This is a genomic window from Flavobacterium sp. LM4, assembly GCF_002017935.1.
Lineage (GTDB): Bacteria > Bacteroidota > Bacteroidia > Flavobacteriales > Flavobacteriaceae > Flavobacterium > Flavobacterium chungangense.
On sequence record NZ_MUFW01000001.1, the window covers coordinates 2,863,351 to 2,882,917 of the forward strand.

The 19,567-nt window shown below is 35.7% G+C and carries 16 protein-coding genes; 15 read left to right on the top strand and 1 reads right to left on the bottom strand.

Going from position 1 to position 19,567, the window contains the following annotated elements:
* The first annotated feature begins 266 nt into the window (after positions 1–266).
* Complete coding sequence (locus BXU10_RS12645; protein WP_078227617.1) at positions 267–533, top strand: DUF6520 family protein; 267 nt, start codon at positions 267–269, stop codon at positions 531–533.
* 78 nt (positions 534–611) lie between these two features.
* Here the strand turns inward: BXU10_RS12645 and BXU10_RS12650 are convergent, their stop codons facing one another.
* Positions 612–1,118 carry a prolyl oligopeptidase family serine peptidase gene (locus BXU10_RS12650; protein WP_078227618.1) on the bottom strand — a complete coding sequence of 169 codons (507 nt, stop codon included), beginning with the start codon at positions 1,116–1,118 and terminating at the stop codon, positions 612–614.
* Positions 1,119–1,564: 446 nt separating this feature from the next.
* Between BXU10_RS12650 and BXU10_RS12655 the strand changes: the two genes are divergently transcribed.
* The 14 genes from BXU10_RS12655 to BXU10_RS12715 all read left to right on the top strand — a co-directional run bounded on the left by BXU10_RS12655 (position 1,565) and on the right by BXU10_RS12715 (position 19,565).
* Entirely contained in the window at positions 1,565–2,542 is a 978-nt protein-coding gene (locus BXU10_RS12655; protein WP_123921989.1) for a sensor histidine kinase, read from the top strand.
* Between the two features lie 3 nt (positions 2,543–2,545).
* Positions 2,546–3,307 carry a LytTR family DNA-binding domain-containing protein gene (locus BXU10_RS12660; RefSeq protein ID WP_078227620.1) on the top strand — a complete coding sequence of 254 codons (762 nt, stop codon included), beginning with the start codon at positions 2,546–2,548 and terminating at the stop codon, positions 3,305–3,307.
* A gap of 391 nt (positions 3,308–3,698) precedes the next feature.
* Positions 3,699–5,996 (top strand): TonB-dependent receptor, encoded by a 2,298-nt coding sequence (locus BXU10_RS12665; protein ID WP_223255430.1) that lies wholly within the window; start codon positions 3,699–3,701, stop codon positions 5,994–5,996.
* Between the two features lie 2 nt (positions 5,997–5,998).
* Positions 5,999–6,781 (top strand): DUF4249 domain-containing protein, encoded by a 783-nt coding sequence (locus BXU10_RS12670; protein ID WP_078227622.1) that lies wholly within the window; start codon positions 5,999–6,001, stop codon positions 6,779–6,781.
* A 73-nt stretch (positions 6,782–6,854) separates the two neighbouring features.
* On the top strand, positions 6,855–8,015 hold the full coding sequence (locus BXU10_RS12675) for an outer membrane protein (RefSeq protein ID WP_123921990.1): 1,161 nt from the start codon (positions 6,855–6,857) through the stop codon (positions 8,013–8,015).
* Positions 8,016–9,018: 1,003 nt separating this feature from the next.
* Positions 9,019–10,050, top strand: coding sequence for a LacI family DNA-binding transcriptional regulator (locus BXU10_RS12680; protein WP_078227624.1), 1,032 nt, complete (start codon positions 9,019–9,021; stop codon positions 10,048–10,050).
* Positions 10,051–10,318: 268 nt separating this feature from the next.
* Complete coding sequence (locus tag BXU10_RS12685; RefSeq protein ID WP_078227625.1) at positions 10,319–12,475, top strand: alpha-glucuronidase family glycosyl hydrolase; 2,157 nt, start codon at positions 10,319–10,321, stop codon at positions 12,473–12,475.
* A 113-nt stretch (positions 12,476–12,588) separates the two neighbouring features.
* A complete protein-coding gene (locus tag BXU10_RS25610) occupies positions 12,589–12,837 on the top strand; it encodes an SDR family oxidoreductase (RefSeq protein ID WP_255406112.1) in 249 nt (82 codons plus the stop codon).
* Between the two features lie 19 nt (positions 12,838–12,856).
* Entirely contained in the window at positions 12,857–13,231 is a 375-nt protein-coding gene (locus tag BXU10_RS25615; RefSeq protein ID WP_255406086.1) for an SDR family NAD(P)-dependent oxidoreductase, read from the top strand.
* Between the two features lie 17 nt (positions 13,232–13,248).
* On the top strand, positions 13,249–14,430 hold the full coding sequence (gene uxuA / locus BXU10_RS12695; protein WP_078227626.1) for a mannonate dehydratase: 1,182 nt from the start codon (positions 13,249–13,251) through the stop codon (positions 14,428–14,430).
* Between the two features lie 151 nt (positions 14,431–14,581).
* Positions 14,582–15,682 carry an endo-1,4-beta-xylanase gene (locus BXU10_RS12700; protein ID WP_078227627.1) on the top strand — a complete coding sequence of 367 codons (1,101 nt, stop codon included), beginning with the start codon at positions 14,582–14,584 and terminating at the stop codon, positions 15,680–15,682.
* A gap of 204 nt (positions 15,683–15,886) precedes the next feature.
* Complete coding sequence (locus tag BXU10_RS12705; RefSeq protein WP_078227628.1) at positions 15,887–17,320, top strand: MFS transporter; 1,434 nt, start codon at positions 15,887–15,889, stop codon at positions 17,318–17,320.
* Between the two features lie 32 nt (positions 17,321–17,352).
* The gene (locus BXU10_RS12710) at positions 17,353–18,381 is read left to right on the top strand and encodes a glycoside hydrolase family 43 protein (RefSeq protein ID WP_078227629.1); all 1,029 of its coding nucleotides are present in this window, start codon (positions 17,353–17,355) and stop codon (positions 18,379–18,381) included.
* Between the two features lie 173 nt (positions 18,382–18,554).
* Complete coding sequence (locus BXU10_RS12715) at positions 18,555–19,565, top strand: GntR family transcriptional regulator (RefSeq protein WP_078227630.1); 1,011 nt, start codon at positions 18,555–18,557, stop codon at positions 19,563–19,565.
* Positions 19,566–19,567 lie beyond the last annotated feature (2 nt).

The following is a 19,567-nucleotide window of genomic DNA, read 5'->3' on the forward strand; positions in this document are numbered from 1 at the left end:
TAATAAACAGCATAGATTTAAAATTTAATTCCTACTATATAGCAGGTTATACCCGGAACAAACTCTATCTTGGCAACTACACTGCACCGTGCCCTGATGGACAATGAACTGGTGGTGTATGAGCTGCGTACTGTTTTAAAGAAAGAAATGACAGGCAATGGAAAGTAAAGAATTTTAATGCCTCAAAATATACTGGCCGGTATCAGGAAAAAGACCGAACACCTGTAGAAAAAAGTAGGTCAAAGTGTAACGTAATATGTAGTAGTATGAAAACTGTATTAGTAAAAAAAGCAACGCCTTTTGCTGTGGTAGCATTGGCAGTTGCGGCAGCATTTGCAACAACATCCATGCAAAGTGCTTCAGTGGTTGAGGACGAAATAGGATATACGCTTAATTCTCAGGGCGCATGTAATATTGAAGTAGCCTGTAGCACCATTCAGGCTCAGGTTTGTCGCGTCAACGGAGACAGCGGGGCACAGGCTTTTGGTAAAAACGATCAGGAAAACTGTACCGAACTTTTGTATCGTCCTTAATTCTCCAATCCTTTTTTTTCAAAATTGTAATGCAGTTCCGGTATTCGGAACTGCATTATTTTTTAAGAGGCTCTGTAATTACTCCGTTCCTTTTTCAATCCAGGAGGGCAGGGTTTCATTTTTCAGGTAATAGCCAAACCACTGCCCGGCACGCTGTGTAAAATCCTTTTGATTTTCGGGATGGAGCAGACTGTGCCTTTCTTCAGTATAAAACAAGGTAACATTGTTTTTGCCAAGCCGCCGGAGTGCCATATAGTATTCCACACTCTGATGCCAGTCTATGTGCTGGTCTTTTTTGCCTGTCCATAGCAGCAGAGGGGTTGTGATATGCTCCGCATTAGATATAGGCGAATTACGCGTATAGGCAAGAGGGTCTTCATAAGGACTTTTCCCGATTCTCCACTGCTCCTTGTTCATCCGCCACAAATCAGGCTTTCCGGTGTCCCATCCTACGGTCAGAAAATAACTGTTCAGATCCGTTACGGCTGCTCCGGCAATAGTAGCGGCAAACAGGTTGGTCTGTGTAATGATAAAAGCGGTTTCATAGCCCCCGAACGAATGCCCGATCAGCCCGGGTCTATTGATTTATAATTACTTTTATCGAATATGCATTATTAAAGAGCAATATTTAACTTCCCAACTCGAATTTACTGCTCAAACTGTATTTCCATATCAATAGAATGGTTGATTATAGTCTTTGAATAGACTGCGAGTCCTTTTATTTTAAGAACTCAGAATCTTTGCTCCTTTCAACAAGTCTTACATAATTTAAATTTAGCGTTTCACTTTCCAGATAAAGAGTAATGAGCCTTTCCGAGCGGGACCCATGATTTTTTATATATTTAAAGGGCAATATTATAATGAGTATGCTTTAAATCGGCTAAATTTCTAAGTGAAGTGGACAAATTGGCATTTAAAACGGCTAATTGTTCAAAAAAAAAAGTACATCTTTGGAAATAGTTTTTTTATAAAAAGAGGAGAGGGACTTTGACCTTTTGAAAATTTACTTTCTAACTGTAATCCTACTGACTGTGACCAAAAAATTATGGCTTAACGCCTTTCTCATATCGCCCATTCTGGCATTCTACGCAGCAAGTCCGCCTTATCTGAGCCAAAAATTTGATTTTAGGACTTGCCTGCTTTTCTTCACTGTAATCACGACTATTGGCCTTATCATCTGGTCTATTCATATCTACCTGGTAATCAGGGAGCCTCAGATGAACAATTTTTCGAAATTTTTAACGGCTCAGGCCATTATGATTATTTTAAGGATTTTAGGAAAAATAGCTGCACCTGATTATGAAATACCCGGTCCGGCCCTTGAAAACACAAATATCATTTATGATCTTTTCTTTTTAATGCTTCCCAATATTGTCATCATGATCCTCTGCAATAACATTGTGACCTCCCGCAACAAAGAAATCGCAGAAAGACAGGTACAGGAATTAAAGCTTCAGAACAGCGAAGCCCAGAAACAAGTCCTGGTTCAGCAGCTCCAGCCCCATTTCTTTTTTAATGCCCTGAGCGTACTCAAGTCCCTTATTACCTCCAATCATGACAAAGCCGAAGAGTATGTCGTAAGACTTTCTCATTTCCTTCAGTATTCTCTCAGCGCACCGGAAGCCGATGTGGTGGATCTGGAAAAGGAACTGGATTTTGTAGATGACTATCTTGCCCTGCAGCGCGTGCGCTTCGGTAGCGCCTTTACCTGCGTAATTGATGTTCCAAGGGAAATGTACAGTCATAAACTACCCGTTTTTGCCTTACAGACACTGGTTGAAAATATTTTTAAGCACAATCATTTTACTGAAAAAAAACCGCTGGAATTTCAGATTAAATATATCCCATCAGGACTTATTGTAACCAATAAAAAAAATCCAGCCACACATGTTCAGTGTAACAATACCGGGCTGGCAAATCTGAACAGCAGGTATAAGCTGCTCAGCGAAAAAGAAATCATAATAGAAGAATCAGAGCAAAATTTTACCGTTATAATCCCAATACTTTAAAGTATGAATATTGTTATTATAGAAGATGAAAGACCTCTGGCGGAAGACTTGGCCAAGACCATTGCCGAAGTGATGCCAGATGCCGTGATCTGCGCCCACCTGCATTCTGTTGAAGAAGCAACCGAATTCTTCAAAACAGAACATAAAATTGATCTTATATTCTCCGACATACAGTTAGGAGATGGTCTGAGTTTTGATATTTTTGCGGCGATAAACAATAAGGTGCCTATTATATTCTGCACCGCTTTTAACTATTATATGCTAGAAGCTTTTGAGACAATGGGGATTGACTACATTATCAAGCCCGTCAATAAGGATTCCATAACCAAAGCATTAAAGAAATATACGCTGCTCACTGGAGCAGATAACAAGGCCTTGGATTTTAAAAAACTGCTCTCGGGTCTTTCCGAGAGTATCAAGCCCATTGCTATGCCGTCAGTCATCCTGCATCAGGGAGAGAAAATCACCCCGCTCTCGGGCAACGACATCGCTTTTTTTCTAATTGAAAACCTGATGGTGTATGCCTTTAGCTTTGAAGGCAGAAAATGGCACGTAAACCAGAACCTTGATACATTGGAGAAAAAATTCGCACCGTTTTTTTACCGTGCCAACCGGCAGTATTTAATCAACAGAAAAGCCGTGAAATCAGCTGCACACTACCCGAACAGGAAAATAAGGATTACTTTAAATTCTGACTTTCCTGATGCCATACTGGTAGGAAAAGAGAAAGTCACAGATTTTCTGGAATGGCTCTCCAATGGTTGAGAGACATGCATGCGTATGTTTTTGGGAGAAAAGCAGTTGGGAAAAGAAAACCTAATCAGGACAGTTAAAATTTTATATCTGAATACTATCGTTGCCTGCGCAGAAGGCACTTGATGACTGTCTTAATCATCCTCAAAAAACTTTATGAAGCATGCTCTCCAAAAAAAAAATAACTAGGCATTTCCTACCTAAAATGCCTTTAGTTTATAACCTCTACGGCATTTAAATTACAAATAAAACCCTGTTTCTAAATTCTGTTTTTAAGGTCTTGTCCACTTTATCTGCTTTTTCGTCCACTTCAGTTTCATCTGCGCTTAAAAATCGAAAATGCTTTCACATTTTTACTGTAAAACACAGTAAAATGAAAACATTTTTAATCAGGCATTTTATTTTGGCCGTCCTGCTTCTTTGCTCGGGCAGAAGCTTTGCTCAGCAGAAATATACTATCAGCGGTACAATAAAAGACAAAAATAACGGGGAACTCATAATTGGCGCCGCTGTTCAGATAGTGCAGAACAGTGCCTATTCAGCCGTTACCAATGAATATGGGTTCTACTCTATATCAATGCCCGAGGGCCAGTACAGCATAATATGCAGCTACATTGGATTCGAGCAGCAGCAGCAGAGCATTACTCTTGATAAAAATATCAGGATTGATTGGTCGCTGGACACTGCTCAAGCCAATACCCTTAGTGAAGTGGTAGTCTCAAGCACTAAAAAGGATAGAAACCTTAATGAAGCACAAATGGGAATTGAGACTCTTAATATGAAAAAAATAGAGAAACTGCCTGTACTTTTTGGAGAAAAAGATGTAATGAAAACAATCCAACTACTGCCCGGGGTTAAAAGCACCGGAGACGGAAGTTCGGGATTCAGCGTTCGAGGCGGGGCTGCCGACCAAAACCTTATTCTATTGGATGAAGCACCAGTTTATAACGCATCACACCTCCTGGGTATCTTCAGTACCTTTAACAGTGATGCGCTGAAAGATGCCACCATTATAAAAGGAAACAGTCCCTCACAATACGGAGGGAGGCTTTCCTCTGTTATGGATGTAAAAATGAAAGATGGGAATAATCAGGATTATAATGTAGCGGGGGGAATCGGTCTTATCAGCAGCAGGCTCAGTGTTGAGGGGCCAATTCAGAAGGATAAGTCTTCTTTTATAATATCTGCTAGAAGAACATATGTCGATTTGTACTTAAAAGCCAGTAATGATTTTAAGGACACTAAACTTTACTTCTACGATCTTAATATGAAAGCCAATTATAAGATAAATGACAACAATCGCATTTATCTCTCCGGGTATTTTGGAAGAGATGTCCTGGGGCTTGGTAGCTCATTTTCTACTGACTGGGGCAATACGACAGCTACGCTGCGATGGAACAGCATTATCAACAGCCGTCTGTTTTCAAACACCTCCCTCATCTACAGCAACTACGATTACAAAGTGAGTCTGGAGAGTGCCAGCGACCAGACAACAACCATGAGTTCTAAAATTAAGGATTGGAACCTGAAACAGGATTTTTCGTGGTTTGCCAGCAACCAGCATTCTGTACGATTTGGACTGCAGTCTATCTATCATGCCATAACGCCCAATAGCGCATCAGGCAGTAGTGTAAGCAGTTACCCAAAGAGTACACGATATTCATGGGAGAATGCCCTTTATGCAAATGACGATTTTAAAATCTCCGAACCTTTGACTCTTAACTACGGATTCAGGCTGTCTGCTTTCAGCGTCATGGGAGGAGACACTTATAATATATATGAGAATGGTGTACTCACTGAGAGCAAAGATATCGCTAAAGGATCTGTTGGTAAAACATATTTTAATATTGAACCTCGTTTGACCGCCAACTACCGCATAAATGAAGTGAGCAGTATTAAAGCCGGATACTCGCGAAACACCCAAAACCTCCATTTATTGTCCAACAGCAGCAGCGGGAACTCTTCAGATCAGTGGATTGGAAGCAGTTACACGGTAAAGCCTGAAATAGCAGACCAGATAAGTGCAGGCTACAGCAGAAACTTCAACGATAACAATTACGAAATTAATACCGAGGTGTATTATAAGGACATGAAGAACCAGATTGATTATAAAAACGGTGCCGAGATATCTTTTGATGCCGGAAAGGATGTGGAAAGCGAACTTTTGTTTGGTAAAGGAAGAGCCTACGGTATCGAACTTATTGCTAAAAAGAAAGAAGGAACGCTTACCGGCTGGGTATCCTACACCCTGTCAAAAACCGAACGTAAAATAAATGGTATCAACGATAATGACTGGTATAATACCCGTCTTGATAAAACACATGATCTCTCTGTTGTTGCTATTTATACTTTAAATCCAAAATGGTCTCTTTCTGGAACCTTTCTATACAGCACTGGTAATGCCGTTACTTACCCGACTGGAAAATACGAGCTTAACGGCCAGACCGTTTTCCAGTACAGCAGCCGAAATGCAGACAGAATGCCCTCTTACCGCAGACTGGATATAAATGCAACTTATGATCCTAAAACAAACAAAAGATTTCATGGATCATGGAGTTTTGGATTCTATAATTTATTCGGTTTTGAAAATGCCTATTCGATAACTTTCGAAGATAATCCTGATAAACCTGGCACTACAAGGGCTGTCCAGACATCCCTGTTTAAAATGATTCCTAATGTCACTTATAATTTCAAATTTTAAAGATGAAAAAAGCATTTTTTATATTATTATCTGTAGCGTTAACCGCAGGATGCGAAAAAGAAATTACACTGGATCTGCAAGATAAAAGCGGCTCTATTGTGATTGAAGGAAATATCACAGACCAGCCTGGTCCTTATTATGTACACATCACCAAGTCTGTTGCATTTACCGAAAGCAATAAATATCCCCCAGTCACCAATGCTGTCGTTACCATCAGTGATAATCAGGGTCATTCAGAAATCCTAACCTATGAATCCGACGGACGCTATAAGACTTCCGGTCTCGTTTCTGTTACCGGCAATACATACACACTGAACGTATCAGTTGACGGGGAAAATTACACCGCGCAAAGCACTATGCCTGCTCCTGTAACCCTGGACGGGCTCATTCAGGATTCCATGACAATGGGAGATAAAACTACCTATACTATACTTCCTGTCTACACGGATCCTGAGCAGCTGGGTAACCGCTATTTGTTTATTCTGAGTATTGAATACAAAAACAACAAGACCGTACAGGTATTTTCAGATAATATAAATAATGGAATGGTGAATCAGAGAAGCTTATTCCCATCGCTGGACAAGGACGATGAACTTCTGCCTGGCAATATAATCCACGTTGATATGCAGTGCATAGATCCGGAAGTATATACCTATTTCAGCGCACTGGTTCAAATTTCAGGTGGAAGCGTGACACCGGCAGATCCCCCCAGCAATATAAGCAACGGTGCCCTGGGTTATTTTTCCGCGCACACCGTTTCTTCAAAGAGTTTAGTTATTAAGTAAATCAGCATAGACGTTGCCTTATTTTCATTTTTATTTAATTAAATCTCCCATCTATTTTAATATAGTAATTCATATGCCTAATTTATCCACCTGTTTTCTTTTTGAAAAAAAAACCATAACAATCCTGTGCCTGCTCACCATGCAGATTTTATTCTCACAGAAAATTTATGAATTCAATACTCCTACAGCAAACTGTTACAGCCAGTACCTGTTTCAGGAAAATTCAGCATCGCCTAAAGGAGTGCTGGTAATTGACGCGGGCGTGGAAGATTTAAAAACCCTCAGCGAGAATAACATTTACGTAAAATCAGGGCTTTTCTCTGATTATAACATATTGTACATAAACATATTGGATAAGGAAAATAAAAATTCCTTAAATTGTTATAATGCCATTATTTACACCATATCTTCCGTACGGAAGATAAAAGAATCTGTTTTCTTTCTTATCAATCCATTGGAAGACAAAACCCAGAATGCGATCATTTACAAAGACAGCGCCTACCCTTTTAACTTCATAAACAGCCGCCATGAAAGTCTAGACCTTCTAAAAACTGAACTTGATGCTGAGCTGTCCGGTAAAAGCTATACTACAGATATACTGTACTCCTATGAAGACATACGATCAGATAAAATGCAGAATTACAAAGATAATTTCGATGTCGGCTTTTTTTATTCACCTTTAGCTCTTTTCGGTCCAAAACTAAATGGTAACAGTGATGTAGTGATAACCAAAGGACTGAGTTTCAAAAAAGCGCTCACCTCACAGTCCACTCTGCTTTTAAATATAAGCATGGGGAATAAAAAACCCGAAGGCGGCATGGAGCCAGGTAAAAAAGGAACAGTCCGTATCTTTATGCTTATGGGCACTGAATTGATATATCGCTATTACGACAATCCCAACAAACCACTGAGGTTTTTTGCCTCTTTTGGTTTGGGTGGCTATACGATGACCAATACTAAAATAAAAATAAAAACAGGCGGTGTGTCATCGAGTTCAGATTCAAACCAATATTTCACATTCCTTGCTGATGCAGGTCTCGAATACCGCATATCTCCAATGGTCAAAGTGAGCAGTTCTCTACCCCTAAAATACTTTACCAATAATATTAATAAAAATTCAAATACACTGAGTATGGGAATAAATTTAGGTATTTCGGCCACACTTAACCCTAATTCTAAAGCCAGAGGAGCGGAAAAGAAAAAGAGTACCGTTAACCAAATACATCTTCAGTAAATTAAAATTTCAGATCAGAAGGAAATTAAAATCTTTTTTTAATGTTTATTTTTTTCGTCACTCTACGGGACAAAAGATAAAAATCATTTTTTGTCCCGTTCACTGTAGAGTTTCTTCCAATGTTGTAGGCCGTTTTGCTGCAGCCAAGCTTCTACAACACCTGGAGTATACTTTCGTATTGTTTGCTGATCGTGTCGGTACAGATTTAAAACTATCTGTTTAAAATAACGATTATTCTCACTTAACAACATTAATAAAATCCTTCGTCTATAATATTTAGTCCTAAGTAGATTTATTAATATTCTTTGTGTAAAAAGTAGTTTTTTTTAAAGAAATATTTAAAAAAAAATCATCATTACAAAAGTCTAATTTTTAAAAAAAAGTCACGAATAAGTAATGGTGACATTATTTTAGTTACACTTTGTGTTAAGTTTTATATAATTAATATGTAACAAGGAGAAAAAATATTCATGAATATTTTTGGACATAATATTTTTATGAAAACCGTTTTTGTATAAAAGAAGCGGACAAAGCATTAATTATATTTGTGACTATTTAATTTAACTTTTATGCCAGTAAATGATTTTGGTTGTAAATTTAATGAAAAAATAAAATCGTAAATAGATAACTGATATTTTAAATTATTGTGAGGAGAATAGAAATTCGATATGAGGTCTCATAATTTAGTTTTAGTGACGTCAATTATAACCAAATAACAGTTTTTTTTGGTTATAATTTTTAAGTAAGTATTATAAGATATTTTATAGTGCATTAAAAAAATAATTTATACTAATTTAATTACTTTGTTAGTTTATTACAACCGATTGTGTAAAAAAATGACTTTTTTTGATTTAAAAAATTATCTATGAGGATATTAAAAAAAACAAAATTTTTAAACAAATTTTAGTTTTATTGTATATATTATTATGTCAATTGGAATATTGAAAAAATGAAATTTTGCTACCATTTAAATAAGTATATTTACTGATATTAATATTTAATCATGGAAGAACATAAACATGTTACAATTTACGACATTGCTGATAAGCTAAATCTTGCTACATCAACAATTTCAAGAGCATTAAAAGACCATCGTAGTATTAGTGAAAAGACCACAAAAAAAGTAAAACAAACAGCAAAAGAAATGGGCTTTGTTCCCAATACTTTGGCTGCTGGACTACGTGGTAATAAATCTACAACCATTGGCATTTTAATTCCTACTGTAACGCAACCTTTTTTATCTTCTTTAATAAGTGGTATTGAAGTTACCGCTCAAAAATCTGGTTATTCAGTTATAATTATGCAGTCACATGATTCTTATGAAATGGAAGTTGGGATGGCACAATCTTTATACAGTAATAGGGTATGCGGAGTCATTTGCTCATTAGCAATGCAAACAAAAGATACTACCCATTTTAAACAGTTTTCAAATAATAATATTCCTTTGGTATTTGTTGATAGGGTACCGAAGGATTATGATACCTTTCGTGTGGTAATTAATAACTATTTAGCGGGTTATAAAGCGACGAAACATCTTTTAGAACAAGGGTGTAGAAGGATTGCGCATTTAACTGCTGGATCAGAGTTTGGAACCTTATATAATGAGAGAAAAAGAGGGTACATGGATGCTCTTTTGGAATATGAAATACCAATTGATGAAGATATTATTATTAGTTTAGAACAGATGACATATGAAGAAGGTGTAAAAGCATGTAATAAATTATTTGATTTGAAATTGGTTCCAGATGGTCTTTTTGCACCTGGTGATATACTGGCCGTCAGTGCAGTACAAACTGCTAAAAAAAGAGGCGTTAAGGTACCAAAAGAGTTTGCTGTTATCGGTTTTAATAATGATCCCATATCAGAAATTATTGAACCGAATATCTCTACTGTAACTCACCCGGCAGAAAACATGGGTAAAGCCGCTGCCGATTTAGTTATCAAAAATCTAAAATTTGTTACGGAAGAAGATGCAAAGGAAATTACATTTTTAAACACTCACGTAGTGATACGAGAATCTTCTAAGAGGATATAACTTTTATTTATTGTTATTTTAGAAAACCTGTTATCAATCTTTTTAACAGGTTTTTTTATGTGGTACATATTTCATATCTTCTAATTGTATTTTGAATCAAAAATACAATTTTATTTGTTTATAACTTAAATTTTGTATTTTAGCACAACCGATTGCAAATTATTTAATGTTTTTAATTGCATTTTTTAGCATTTAATTAAAAAATATTCATTTTTTAATTAAATCAATAGCTAATTCTTAATTCATAAATAGCAGAATAATAGAGATTATGTACAATATAAAAAATTTCCTTAGTTCAATTATTTTTTTTGCAGCTTCTTTCTCAGTATTTTCTCAAAAAGATTATAAATTATGGCTTCAATATGATAAGAAGACGAATGCAGAATTGGTTTCAAAATATGTGTCGGATGTTCAGGGAATTGTTTCTTTGGGAAATTCTGAAACTTCAAAAATCGCTTCCAAAGAATTAGAATCCGGATGGACTGAAATGGTAGGAAAAACAATCAGCGTTAAATCAAAAATAGAAGGAGATCGAAATATCATTATTGGTTCTAAAGAATTACTGAGTTCTGAAATTCAAAAGGAAATTGGAAATTTTGATCAGATCAATGATGAAGGGTTTATCATCAAATCGATTTTATTAAAAGGAAAAAATCAAATTATTATTACGGGTAAAAAAGAGGTCGGCGTTTTATACGGAGTTTATAGTTTTCTAAGATTGATTCAAATGAATAAATCCATCAAAAATTTAAACATTGTTGATGCACCAAAAACGAATATTCGGATTTTAAATCACTGGGATAATTTAGACCGAACTGTCGAACGCGGTTACGCTGGTTTCTCTTTATGGAACTGGCAAAAATTACCCGATTTTATCGATCAGCGTTATATAGATTACGCAAGAGCAAATGCGTCAATTGGAATTAATGGAACCGTTTTAACGAATGTAAATGCTAACGCCCTAATCTTAACGCCTCAATATTTAGAAAAAGTAGAAGCCTTAGCAAACGTATTTAGACCCTACGGAATAAAAGTATATTTAACTGCTCGTTTCTCAGCGCCAATTGAAATTGGAGGTTTAAAAACGGCAGATCCAAAAGATGTAGACGTAGCGAATTGGTGGAAAAATAAAGCAAAAGAAATTTATAAAAAAATCCCGGATTTTGGTGGATTTTTGGTAAAAGCAAATTCAGAAGGCCAACCCGGCCCGCAAAATTATGGAAGAGATCATGTTGACGGAGCCAATATGCTGGCTGATGCCGTTGCGCCTTTTGGTGGTGTAATTATGTGGCGCGCTTTTGTATATTCAGAACATGATGCCAATGATCGTGCAAAACAAGCTTATGCCGAATTTGTGCCGTACGATGGAAAATTTAAAGACAATGTAATCGTTCAGGTAAAAAACGGGGCGATCGATTTTCAGCCACGTGAACCTTTTCACCCAATGTTTGGTGCGATGCCGAAAACACCTTTGATGATGGAGTTTCAAATTACACAGGAATATTTAGGATTCAGTACACATTTAGTTTTTCTTCCAAAATTATTTCAGGAAGTTTTAGAATCAGATACCTATCAAAAAGGAAAAGGTACTACCGTTGCCAAAGTGATTGACGGTACTTTAACAAAAACAAAATTGACAGGAATTGCCGGAGTTTCTAACATCGGAAATGATTTAAACTGGACCGGTCATCCTTTTGCGCAGGCGAATTGGTATGGCTTTGGAAGATTGGCATGGAATCCAAATTTAGATGCAGAAGTTATTGCTGATGAATGGTTGAGATGTACTTTCTCTAATGATGAAAATTTCATTAAGCCAGTAAAAGAAATGATGATGGAATCTCGTGAAGCGGTTGTCAATTACATGACGCCCCTTGGTTTGCATCATATTATGGATACCGGTCATCATTACGGTCCGGGACCATGGGTTTCAAATTTGTCGCGACCAGAATGGAATCCGGTATATTATCACAAAGCAGATAAAAAAGGAATTGGTTTCGACCGTTCAAAAACCGGAACAAATGCCACATTGCAATATGCACCGGAAGTAGCCAAAATTTTTGATAATTTAGAAACCTGTCCGGAGAAGGATTTACTATGGTTTCATCATGTTTCCTGGGATTATAAATTGAAAAACGGACAGACGCTGTGGAATGGTTTGGCTATGAAATATCAGGAAGGCGTGAATCAGGTAAAAGACATGCAGACCGTTTGGAATAAAAGCGAAAAATTTGTTGATGCCGAGCGTTTCAAAGAAGTACAAATGTTATTAGAAATTCAGTATAAAGAAGCAAAATGGTGGCGAGATGCGTGCTTGATTTATTTCCAACAATATTCAGATAAAGAATTGCCAGTTGGCGTAGCCAAACCAACACAAACTTTAGGCTATTTTCAATCCTTAAAATTCCCTTTTGCACCGGGAAATTAAATATTGAAATTAAAAAATATGAGAACAAAAACAGCAATTGTAACCGGAGGGAATTCGGGTTTGAGTTTTGCAACAGCAAAGAAACTTGTGATAACGGAATCAAAACCTATATAATAGGAAGATCAAAAGAGAAGACAGAAGATGCGTGTAAAGAAATAGGGCCAAATGCAATTCCTGTGATTTACGATTTAAATAATCTTGCAGGAATTCCGTTCATGATTGAGAATATAAGTAAACAAAATCAAATTGACATTTTAGTAAATAACGCTGGAATCAATCTTAAAAAAGAGTTTCTGGATGTTACAGATGAAGATTTTTTATCGGTAATCCATACTAATCTTTTAAGTGTTTTTTGCAGTTAGCAAAGCGGTTGTAAAAAACATGAAAGAAAATGGAGGAGGAAGCATTATCAATATCAGTCCGATGGCATCACAATATGGTATTCCGAAGGTAATTGCATATTCGGCAAGTAAAGGAGCAATCGAATCGATGACCAGGGCAATGGCGGTTGATTTGGCTCCGTTTGGAGTTCGTGTAAACTGTATCGCCCGGGGATTTATCAAAACAAAAATGTCTTCTACGGCACTTGATAACGATCCCGAAAGAAAAAATAAAGTGCTTGGCAGAACGCCAATGGGATTCTTAGGCGAACCTTCGGATATTGCAGATGCCGTTTATTATTTCGCTTTAAGCGAATCAAAATATACAACCGGAACCGTTTTACCAGTTGATGGCGGAAACAGTATTGGGTTTTAATTGAAAAGAAGAATATCATGATAAAAATGCAACAAACCATGCGTTGGTTTGGCCCTCAGGATAATGTTACTTTAAGAGACATCAAGCAGGCCGGCGCAACCGGAATTGTAACCGCTTTGCATCAAATTCCCGTTGGGGAAATCTGGTCAATTGAAGGTATTAAAGAAAGACAGCAAATTATCAAAGAAGCTGGCTTGGAGTGGTCTGTTGTGGAAAGTCTGCCAGTTCATGAAGAAATAAAACGGGCTACCGGAGATTATTTGCAATACATTGAAAATTATAAAATCAGTTTAAAGAATTTGGCGGACTGCGGTATTAAAATCATCACGTATAATTTTATGCCGATTCTGGACTGTGTTCGAACGAATCATAATTTTATTAATGAAGAAGGAAGCAAAGCGTTGTTATTCAATAAGCTGGCTTTTACTTATTTTGATGTGTTTTTATTGAAAAGACCTAATGCTGAAAATGATTATTCTGATGAAGAAAAAGCAAATGCGTTGGTATACGGAAATGAACTTTCTGAAGACGAAAAAGCATTACTTTTTAAAAATGTTTTATTAGGATTGCCGGGTAGTAAAATCAATTTTACGGCTGAACAGATTCTGTCTTTATTAGATAATTATGCAGAAATTGACAATAATAAACTAAGGGAAAACCTGATTTACTTTTTATCAGAAGTTGCTCCCGTTGCTGAAGAATTAGGCTCTAAATTGGCTATTCATCCTGATGATTCGCCATTTTCGGTTTTAGGTTTGCCCCGAATTGTTTCAACAGAAAAAGATATTAAAGCAATTTTTGAAGCCTTGCCTTTAAACGCAAATGGACTTTGTTATTGCACGGACTCATTAGGAGCGGATCCAAAAAACAATCTGGAGAAAATTATAGATGATTTCGGAGATCGAATTCACTTTTTACACTTACGAAATACCTTCCGCGAAAGCGAAAACATTTTTAGAGAATCTGCCCATTTAGGAGGAGATACCAAAAAGGAAATCATTATTGAAAAAGTGCTTTTGTTGATGAATAAAAGAAAAGTGAGTTTACCAATGCGTCCTGATCATGGCTTTTTGCATGATGTTGATGTAAAAACAGAAACATACCCAGATTATTTTTTAGTAGGAAGATTAAAAAGTCTTGTCGAGTTAAGAGGTTTGGAAATGGGAATTGCTTATAAACCTCAAAATTTTAAATACTGACAATATAATAAATTTAATTGGATTTTAATGTTTTGACGACTAAAAAATTTGTTCGATAATAATGTTTTTTGAATTAGGAAATAAACAGATTATAATTTTCATGAAAAAATTACAAAATAAAAAATAACTATCATCCAAAAACTAAAAAAGTATGAAATTAATTAAACCCTGTTTACTTGCAATAACCACATTGCTGATTGTAAACTGCACAGCGCAGAACACTTCTTTGAAAGACGCTTATAAAAAAGATTTTTATATCGGAACGGCTTTGAATGCCAATCAAATCGAAGAAAAAAATGCTAATGAAGATGCACTAATTCGTAAAGAATTTAATGCAATTACGGCAGAAAACATCATGAAGTCGATGTTTGTACATCCGCAAAAAGACAAATATGACTTTGCGATGTCTGATAAATTTGTAGCCTATGGAGAAAAAAACAAAATGTTTATTCATGGTCATACTTTAATCTGGCACAGCCAACTGGCTCCCTGGATGGCGAAAATCAAAGACAGCGCAGAAATGAGAGCTTTTATGAAAGACCATATCACAATGATCGTTTCAAAATACAAAGGAAGAATTGGTTCGTGGGATGTTGTAAATGAAGCTTTAAACGAAGATGGAACCTTAAGAAAATCAGTTTTTTTGAGTACACTTGGAGAGCAATATTTGGTTGATGCTTTTAAATTAGCGGCAGCAGCCGATCCAAAAGTAGACTTGTATTATAACGATTATAACAATGAAGCTCCAGCAAAAAGACAAGGCACAATTGATTTAATCAAAAAAGTAAAAGCCGGAGGAGGAAAGGTTGATGGTGTGGGTATCCAGGCACATTGGCGTTTGGAAAGCCCTTCGATAAAAGAAATTGAAGAAAGTATTTTGGCTTACTCGGCTCTAGGTTTAAAAGTCGCTTTTACAGAATTAGACATTACAGTTTTACCAAATCCATGGGATCTAAAAGGCGCAGATGTCAATCAGAATTTTGAAGGAAGTGCCAAAATGAATCCGTATACTGAAAAACTTCCCGATGCTGTTCAGACACAGCTGGCGAAGCGTTATGAAGATATTTTTAAATTATTTCTTAAGCATAAAGATAAAATTAGCCGTATTACTTTTTGGGGCGTTTATGATGGGCAATCCTGGCTAAATGACTGGCCTATAAAAGGTCGTACGAATTATCCGTTATTATTTGATAAAAATTTAAAATATAAAAAGTCGTATAGCAGTATAATTAAATTAAAAGAAAAAAAATAAACGTGTAACATCTTTTTTTTAGCTAAGAATGCAACCGAATGGTTTTTATTATAATCAAATTAATTAAAAATAAGTTGCTGATTGTTTTTTTTACATATCTTTACACAACCGATTGTTTTTATTACTGTGATTTTTGATATGATTATAAACTATTAAATCTAAAAAAGAGAAATTAATTTAAATAAAATTAATACCAAACAAATAATGAATCTTAATACTCAAAAACTATCCATAAAAGAAAAAATTGGATATAGCTTAGGCGACCTTGCGGCAAATTTAGTCTTTCAGACCCTGATGACTTACCTGGCTTATTTTTATACAGACATCTACGGATTATCGCCTACAGATTCTTCTATTATTATGTTGGTTGTTGGTTTGATTGCAGCATTTGTTTTTAATCCTATTATTGGTGTTTTGGCTGACAGGACCAGTACCAAATGGGGAAAATTCAGACCGTGGATTTTATGGACTGCAGTACCTTTGGGTGTAATCGCTTTACTGGCTTTTACAACGCCTAATTTTGCTTATCACGGTAAAGTGATTTATGCGGTGGTAACGTATACTTTTTTATTATTGTTTTATGCGAGTAACAATCTGCCTTATTCTGCTTTGAGTGGCGTAATTACGGGTGATATGGGCGAACGCAATAGTTTGTCGTCTTATCGGTTTGTTGCCGTAATGTTTGCGCAGTTTTTCGTGCAGGTATTTATGCTAGGAATTATAAAAAGTGTCGGAAATGGCGATAAAGCTGTTGGTATTGAAAAAGTAATGACCGTTCTGGCTATTATCGGAACTATAATGCTTTTGATTACTTTTTTCACGACCAAAGAACGCATCGTTCCCAAACCGGAGCAAAAGTCAAGTGTTAAAGAAGATTTAGCCGATTTAATGAAAAATAAACCATGGGTAATCATGTTGTCATTGACGACTTTAGTCTTTATTACATTAGCAATGAAAGGTGGTTCGTATGTTTATTATTTCGAAAATTATGTAGACAAGCAACAACTGGCGATTTTTATTCAGCCTATTTTAGATGGTTTAGCAAGTATCGGATTGAATCAGTTTGGTAATGATCCTATTGCAGCCGGGTTTGGCTTGTTTAATGCCGGCGGAATTATTTTCATGATTCTCGGAATCACTTTATCAAAAAGATTAGCAGATAAATATGGTAAACGAAACATATTTGGTTCCTTTTTATTTGTCTCAACCTTATTTATTTTGGCTTTCTATTTCTTCTCTTCAAAATCAATCAGCTTTATTTTTTTCTCTCAAATTCTACATGGATTTTTCTACGGAATTACAATTCCAATTTTATGGGCGATGATTGCCGATGTTGCCGATTATTCAGAATGGTTAAATAACCGTCGTGCAACTGCGATTATATTCTCTGCTATGATGGTCGGTTTAAAAGCAGGATTGAGTATTGGGGGAGCTTTAACAACTTCACTGTTAGGGCACTTTGATTATGTTCCAAATGCAGCCGTACAATCTGATATTGCAATTAATGGGATAAAATTACTAGTAAGTGTTTTCCCATCAATCCCTTTTCTGATTGGAGTTACATTATTATTTTTCTACAAAATCGACAAGAAAATGGAAGTCCAAATTGAATCGGATTTAAAAGAACGAAGAGCCTAGCTTATTTTAAAAATTAAAAAACCTGAAAAAAAATGCCTGAAGATAGTATTGAAAATATTGACTTTTTAGAGTTAGATAAACGAGCAATCTCGAATCCATTGATAAATCATATGTATACCGCTGATCCATCAGCGCATGTTTTTAATGGAAAAATATATATTTATCCGTCTCATGATATTGATGCCGGAATTCCTTTTAATGACAATGGAGATCATTTCGGAATGGAAGATTATCATGTTATTTCGATGGAAAATGTAAATGCCGAGGCTGTAGATAATGGTCTTGCTTTACATGTAGACGATGTGCCGTGGGCAGAAAGACAGATGTGGGCGCCAGACGCCGCATGTAAAAACGGGAAATATTATTTATATTTTCCAGCCAAACGTGCCAACGGAATTTTTCAGATTGGGGTAGCGATCAGCGATTCGCCAACTGGTCCTTTTACACCGGAACCGGAAGCAATCAAAGGAAGTTATACTATTGATCCAGCTGTTTTTGAAGATAATGACGGAAAGCATTATATGTATTTTGGCGGCATTTGGGGCGGTCAGCTTCAGAAGTACCGAAACAATAAATACGATGAGCAAAATGAAGAACCATCTTCAAATGAACCTGCATTAGGACCAATTGTAGCTTTACTTTCTGATGACATGAAAGAGTTTGCAGAAGAACCAAAAGAGATTCAGATTCTGGATGAAAACGGAGCAGTTTTATTAGCGGGTGACAATGATCGTCGTTTTTTCGAAGCTTCGTGGGTACACAAATACAACGATAAATATTATTTTTCATATTCAACAGGAGACACACATTTTATATGTTACGCAATAGGAGATACTCCATATGGGCCTTTTACATATAAAGGAAGAATTCTGAATCCGGTAATTGGATGGACTTCTCATCACTCTGTTTGTGAGATAGAGAACGAATGGTATTTATTTTATCATGATTCAAGTCTTTCAAAAGGAGTAACGCATTTAAGATCTATCAAAGTAACCAAAATTGAATACAATGCTGATGGTTCGATTGTTACGATTGATCCTTATGATAAAAAAGAGAAATAAACATAAAAAAAATTTCAAGCAAACCACAACGGGTTGTTCTGAAATTTTTTAACAAAATCATAATTTAAAACAGAGAAAATCGGATTTATAAAAAATAACAATTTCAATGTTAAAATATTTTTTTAATAAAATCCGATTAGCTACTTTAGCATACCAGAACAGAACGGAACAATATGTTAAACGAAGAGCAGGAAAAATTTGTATTTATAATCAATCACGACAGTGATATTCCGAAATACCAGCAATTGGTAAACGGAATAAATAATGCTATTGCAGAGAATATTCTGCAAAAAGGAGATTTGCTTCCGTCTGTAAATGCGATTTGTAAAGAAAATCAGTTGTCGAGAGATACGGTTTTTAAAGCGTATTCAATTTTGAAAGAGCAGAATGTAATTGATTCTGTTCCGAATAAAGGATATTATGTTTCAGGCGAGACACGAAAAGTGCTTTTGGTATTGGATACATTCAAAGCTTATAAGGAGGTTTTGTATCATTCATTTGTGAATAATTTGGCGGACAATGTGATTACCGATGTGCAGTTTCATCATTATAATATCGATGTTTTTAAAACAATCATTAATAACAGCGTTGGAAAATATTACAAATATGTAGTAATGAATTTTGATGATAAGGAAGTAGGACCAACTTTATCCGCAATCTCGAATGATAAATTGCTTTTGATTGATTGGAATATCCATTCAAAAAAAGAGAATAATTATATTTTTCAGGATTTCGGAAAATCATTTTATGATGTACTGAAAGAGGCTGCTGATTTGTTTAAAAAGTATAAAAGCATTCATTTTATTTATCCTGATTATACGAATCACCCAAAAGAAACAGCAGTATTTTTTAAGAAATTTTGTGCCGATTTTAATTTCAATAGCGAAATTATTACTGATGCTAAAAAATTCAATATCGAAAGAGGAATTGCTTACATCAGTATTAGTGACAGGATTTTAGGACACTTTTTAGAACAGTGCAAAGAGAAGGATTTAGAGCCTGGAGAAGATGTTGGTTTTTTGTCTTACAATGAAACGCCAATGAAGAAATTTATATACAAAGGAATTTCAGTTATATCGACTGATTTTAAAGAATTAGGAACAAAAGCTGCGGCATTTATCACGCATGATGAAGTTGTGCAGTGTTACATACCAACAAAATTAATTTTAAGAGAATCATTATAAGT

What these genes read in the sequence shown, in the direction of transcription:
- BXU10_RS12645 (WP_078227617.1), top strand. Translation starts at nt 267, where the DNA reads ATGAAAACTGTATTAGTAAAAAAAGCAACGCCTTTTGCTGTGGTAGCA.
- BXU10_RS12660 (WP_078227620.1), top strand. Translation starts at nt 2,546, where the DNA reads ATGAATATTGTTATTATAGAAGATGAAAGACCTCTGGCGGAAGACTTG.
- BXU10_RS12670 (WP_078227622.1), top strand. Translation starts at nt 5,999, where the DNA reads ATGAAAAAAGCATTTTTTATATTATTATCTGTAGCGTTAACCGCAGGA.
- BXU10_RS12675 (WP_123921990.1), top strand. Translation starts at nt 6,855, where the DNA reads ATGCCTAATTTATCCACCTGTTTTCTTTTTGAAAAAAAAACCATAACA.
- BXU10_RS12680 (WP_078227624.1), top strand. Translation starts at nt 9,019, where the DNA reads ATGGAAGAACATAAACATGTTACAATTTACGACATTGCTGATAAGCTA.
- BXU10_RS12685 (WP_078227625.1), top strand. Translation starts at nt 10,319, where the DNA reads ATGTACAATATAAAAAATTTCCTTAGTTCAATTATTTTTTTTGCAGCT.
- BXU10_RS25615 (WP_255406086.1), top strand. Translation starts at nt 12,857, where the DNA reads ATGAAAGAAAATGGAGGAGGAAGCATTATCAATATCAGTCCGATGGCA.
- uxuA (WP_078227626.1), top strand. Translation starts at nt 13,249, where the DNA reads ATGATAAAAATGCAACAAACCATGCGTTGGTTTGGCCCTCAGGATAAT.
- BXU10_RS12700 (WP_078227627.1), top strand. Translation starts at nt 14,582, where the DNA reads ATGAAATTAATTAAACCCTGTTTACTTGCAATAACCACATTGCTGATT.
- BXU10_RS12705 (WP_078227628.1), top strand. Translation starts at nt 15,887, where the DNA reads ATGAATCTTAATACTCAAAAACTATCCATAAAAGAAAAAATTGGATAT.
- BXU10_RS12710 (WP_078227629.1), top strand. Translation starts at nt 17,353, where the DNA reads ATGCCTGAAGATAGTATTGAAAATATTGACTTTTTAGAGTTAGATAAA.
- BXU10_RS12715 (WP_078227630.1), top strand. Translation starts at nt 18,555, where the DNA reads ATGTTAAACGAAGAGCAGGAAAAATTTGTATTTATAATCAATCACGAC.